At 58.3% G+C, this 4,959-nt stretch carries 3 protein-coding genes, 1 rRNA gene and 1 pseudogene; 4 read left to right on the top strand and 1 reads right to left on the bottom strand.

Features of this window, described 5'->3' with window-relative positions; genetic code table 11:
- The 4 genes from rrf to FEM54_RS24550 form a co-directional block, all read left to right on the top strand.
- Positions 1-110: ribosomal RNA gene (gene rrf, locus FEM54_RS24565) — 5S ribosomal RNA — on the top strand; the annotation flags it as partial.
- Positions 111-267: 157 nt separating this feature from the next.
- Entirely contained in the window at positions 268-927 is a 660-nt protein-coding gene (locus tag FEM54_RS24560) for a paraquat-inducible protein A (protein ID WP_138453443.1), read from the top strand.
- A complete protein-coding gene (locus FEM54_RS24555; RefSeq protein WP_138453442.1) occupies positions 914-1,537 on the top strand; it encodes a paraquat-inducible protein A in 624 nt (207 codons plus the stop codon). Before FEM54_RS24560 ends, FEM54_RS24555 begins: the two co-directional genes overlap by 14 nt.
- Positions 1,530-3,833, top strand: a complete 2,304-nt coding sequence (locus FEM54_RS24550) for a PqiB family protein (RefSeq protein WP_017134538.1) — start codon at positions 1,530-1,532, stop codon at positions 3,831-3,833. Before FEM54_RS24555 ends, FEM54_RS24550 begins: the two co-directional genes overlap by 8 nt.
- Before the next feature lie 171 nt (positions 3,834-4,004).
- Here FEM54_RS24550 and FEM54_RS24545 read toward each other — a convergent pair.
- Positions 4,005-4,959, bottom strand: a pseudogene (locus tag FEM54_RS24545) (Mks condensin complex protein MksF); the annotation flags it as partial.

Raw genomic sequence — 4,959 nt, 5'->3', positions numbered from 1 at the left:
GACCATAGAGCATTGGAACCACCTGATCCCATCCCGAACTCAGTAGTGAAACGATGCATCGCCGATGGTAGTGTGGGGTTTCCCCATGTGAGAGTAGGTCATCGTCAAGATTAAATTCCGAAACCCCATTTGCGAAAGCAGATGGGGTTTTGTTTTGGGCGGTCGAAAACCCAAACCGGTCCAAAGCTGCCGACAAATTTGCACAGTTATTTCTGAACCAGACCATTAGAATAGGCACCTAACCTTTTTAGAGTTCGAGCCCTATCTATGCCCGATCCGGTTGATACCGTCGAGGTGTCGCAGTTACCACTTGAGGATCTGGTGGCATGCCATGAGTGCGACTTGCTGATGCGCAAACCCGCACTCGCCCTCGGTGAAAAAGCCCAATGCCCACGTTGCGGTTACGAACTTTACGCTCACCGCCACAACGTGGTTGAGCGAAGCCTCGCTTTGGTGCTGGCTGCACTGTTGCTGTACATCCCCGCGAACTTTTTACCCATCATGCAGCTCAATCTTCTCGGGCAGTCTTCGCAGGACACCGTATGGAGCGGCGTGGTAGGTCTGTTCGATACCGGCATGCAAGGTGTCGCAGCCGTGGTGTTCCTGTGCAGCATGGGCATTCCCCTGCTCAAGCTGCTCTGCCAATTGGCGGTGTTGGTCAGTATCCGTTGGAACATCGGCCGCAGTTATGGGCTGTTGCTTTACCGCATTTACCATCACCTGAAGGATTGGGGAATGTTGGAGGTTTACCTGATGGGCGTGCTGGTCGCGATCGTCAAGCTCGCGGACATGGCCTCCATCACCATTGGCCTGGGGCTTGTCTGCTTCGTCAGCCTATTAGTGGTTCAAGTACTGCTGGAGGTGGTGATGTCGCCCCACCAGATCTGGCAAGCGCTTTCAGGAGAGGATGATCATGCGGGCGATTGATGCGGGCATTCTGATTTGTACCGAATGCCACGAGCTGAACAAGCAAGAGGCGGATACCGATGAGCAGCTGTGCACCCGTTGCGGTGCGCTGATCCATGCGCGTCGCCCCAACATCCTTGTGCGTACCTGGGCGTTGCTGATCACTGCAGCGATCCTGTATATCCCGGCCAATCTTTTGCCAATCATGACCATCAACTCTCTCGGCCAGGGTGATCCCAGTACGATCATGGCGGGCGTGATTCAGCTGGTGCAGCACGGAATGTTCCCCATCGCTGCGGTGGTGTTTATCGCCAGTATTCTGGTGCCGACGTTCAAGCTGGTGGGCATTGGCTTATTGCTGTTCTCGGTGCAACGTCACCAACCGTTGTCCGCACAACAACGCATTATCATGTACCGCTTTATCGAATTCATTGGCCGCTGGTCCATGCTGGATATCTTCGTGATCGCCATCCTGGTGGCGGTTGTTAACTTTGGGCGACTTGCCAGTGTCGAGGCCAACCTTGGTGCTGCAGCGTTCGCCAGTGTGGTGATCTTGACGATGCTTGCCGCAGTAACTTTTGATCCCCGACTGATTTGGGATAACACGGAGTCGGACGACGACCATGAGTGATTTGCCTAAAGCTAAAACCCGCCCGGCCTCTAACTGGTCGGCCATTTGGGTGCTTCCCCTGATTGCGCTGATCATCGGCGGCTGGCTGGGATGGCGTGCCTATTCCCAACAGGGCATCGAGATCCAGGTGCGCTTTGAAAGTGGCGAGGGCATCCAGGTCAACAAAACCGAAGTGGTCTACAAAGGCATGACGGTGGGCAAGGTCAAAGCCTTGGCCCTGGATGACGAAGGCAGCAATCGCGGGGTGATCGCCACCATCGAGATGAACAAGGACGTCGAGCAATACCTCAAGACCAACACACGCTTCTGGCTGGTAAAGCCCAGCGTCAGCCTCGCCGGTATCACCGGCCTGGAAACCCTGGTCTCGGGTAACTACATTGCCGCCAGCCCTGGCGATGGCGAGCCCACGCGCAAATTCAAGGCGCTCTCCGAAGAGCCGCCGTTATCTGACGCCAAGCCTGGCCTGCACCTGACCCTTAAAGCCGATCGCCTCGGCTCACTGAACCGCGGCAGCCCGGTGTTCTACAAACAGATTCAGGTTGGCCAGGTCAAAAGCTACCTGCTGTCCGAGGACCAGAGCACCGTCGAGATCAAGGTTTATATCGAGCCGACTTACGCCAGCCTGGTGCGCAAACACACGCGTTTCTGGAACGCCAGCGGCATCAGCATCGACGCTAACCTGTCCGGCGTAAAAGTGCGTAGCGAATCGCTGTCCAGCATCGTCGCCGGCGGTATCGCATTCGCCACCCCTGAAAATCGCAAGGACAGCCCGCCGACCGATCCGAGCCTGCCTTTCCGTCTTTATGAGGATTTCGACGCCGCCGCCGCCGGCATCAAGGTCAAGGTAAAGCTCACCGACTTCGAAGGCCTGCAGGCCGGGCGCACCCCGGTCATGTACAAGGGCATCCAGGTCGGCAGCCTGAAAACCCTGAAGATTGACCCGGACCTTTCCAGCGCCCATGCCGAGCTGACCCTCGACCCGCTCGCCGAAGACTACCTGGTGCAAGACACCCAGTTCTGGGTGGTCAAGCCGTCCATTTCCCTGGCCGGCATCACCGGCCTGGAGGCGTTGGTAAAAGGTAACTACATTGCCATCCGCCCCGGCGACAAAGGCAGCGCACCGCAACGTGAGTACGTCGCCCGCGCCAAGGCGCCCCCACTGGATCTACGCTCCCCCGGCCTGCACATGGTGCTCTTCACCGACAACCTAGGCTCCCTGGATGTTGGCAGCCCGATCCTCTACAAACAGGTCAAGGTCGGTTCGGTGCAGAGCTACCAGTTCTCGCGCAAGAACAAGCAACTGGTGATCGGCGTCCACATCGAGAAGGAATACGAAAACCTGGTCAACGGTTCAACGCGTTTCTGGAACGCCAGCGGCGTCACCTTGACTGGCGGCCTCACCGGCGGCATCCAGGTGAAGAGTGAATCCCTGGCCAGTCTGATGGCTGGCGGTATCGCCTTCGAAACCCCGGAACAGAATGTACCGTTGAAAAAACGTATCCCGCGTTTCCGCCTGTTTGCCGATCGCGACGCGGCCAACCAGCACGGGACCCTGGTGACCATCAAGGTTGATCGCGCCGACGGCCTGCGCCCCGGCACGCCCGTACGCTTCAAAGGCCTCGACGTGGGCAAGATCGAGAACGTCGACCTCAGCGCCGACATGCAGTCGGTACTGCTCAGCGCCCGGATCACCCAAGTGGCTGATCGCATCGCGCGCAGCGGCAGCCAGTTCTGGGTGGTCAAGCCTGAGCTGGGCCTGATGAAAACCGCAAACCTGGAGACTCTGGTCACCGGCCAATACATCGAAGTGCAGCCCGCCGTGAAAAACGCCGGGCCGCAAAAGAGCTTCGTCGCCTTGGACAAGCCACCAGAGGCTGTTCACCAGCAAGAAGGCCTGAGCCTGGTCCTCAGCGCCGCACGCCGTGGTTCGCTGAAGGAAGGCGTGCCCGTCACTTACCGTGAAGTCACTGTAGGCAAAGTCACCGGCTACGAATTGGGCCAGACCGCCGACCGGGTGCTGATCCACATTTTGATCGAACCTAAATACGCACCACTGGTGCGCAGTGGCAGCCGCTTCTGGAATAGCAGTGGGTTTGGTTTGGACTTCGGCTTGTTCAAGGGGGCGACGGTGCGCACGGAATCTCTGGAGACGTTGGTGGCCGGTGGTATCGCCTTTGCCACGCCGGATGGCGAGCGCATGGGCAATGCGGCGCGACCGCAGCAGACGTTCCCGTTGTTTGATAAGTTTGAGGATGAGTGGCTGACCTGGGCGCCTAAGATTCCATTGGGCAAGTAGACCGCGGCGCGGCCATCGCGGGCAAGCCCGGCTCCCACATTGGAATGCATACCTCCTGTGGGAGCCGGGCCTGCCCGCGATGAGGCCCTCAACATCACTGCAAAACCCCAGCCCATAAAAAAGGCCGCGATCCATACAGATCGCGGCCTTTTTACATTTCAGCGCAGTGGCTTAAACCTCATCCAACTCCGGCTCATCCGCCTGCACATTCACCGTCGCCTTCACCACATCATGACGACGGATGTACTTCCAGTCCGCCTCATCAATGTAGATACCATTCGGCCCGCTGCCGCCTTCCAGGTCGATCGCCACTTGGGCGGACACCTGCGGCTTCACACTGGCCAAAATCGGCACAAAGCCCAGCTGCAAACTGGTTTCCAGCAACGCCGCCTGGTTCTTCTCATCGATGTCCGCTGCCTCATCGAGGTAGTACGGTAAACGCACGCGCCCGGCCTGGTCACGGTCCATCAAGTGCAGCAACAAGTACATGTTGGTCAGCGCCTTGATGGTCATGGTGGTGCCGTTGGACGCCGCGCCGTCGATGTCGGTGTGAATCACCGGCTGGCCATGCACCTTGGTGATTTCAAATGCCAGCTCGAACAAGTCCTTGAGGCCCAACTGGTTATGGTTGGCGGCCACAAGACGGGCCAGGTATTCCTTGGCCTCTTCGTTCTTGTTGTCCTGCTCGGCGCTCTGGCTCAGGTCGAACACCGACAGGGTTTCGCCTTCTTCATACTGACCGGCACTGTGGATGATCTGGTCGATATGCTTGAGGGCTTCCTTGTTCGGCGCCAGCACGATGCGGAAGCTTTGCAGGTTGGACACCTGACGCTTGTTGATCTCGCGGTTGAACAAGGCTAACTGGTGCTCAAGGCTGTCGTAGTCGCTGCGGATATTGCGCAAGGTCCGCGCAATATCGGTGACGGCTGCACGGCGCGCCTTGCCTAGGGTCAGGGCTTCATCGGTGCGGTGCGCATAAGCGTTGATCAGCAATTGCAGACGACGCTCTACGTCATCCTCGCTGTCGAACTTGGCCACGCCCTTGAGGCGCACCTGTGCATACAGCGCCTCAATCTGGCCATCAGCGCGCAGCAAACCTTGCCAGCTGTCCTGATAGTCATTGAGC

Origin of the sequence: Pseudomonas edaphica (genome assembly GCF_005863185.1) — a bacterium.
GTDB lineage: Bacteria > Pseudomonadota > Gammaproteobacteria > Pseudomonadales > Pseudomonadaceae > Aquipseudomonas > Aquipseudomonas edaphica.
The sequence above is the reverse complement of the archived record's forward strand: the minus strand, read 5'-3'. Positions and strand labels throughout refer to the sequence as shown.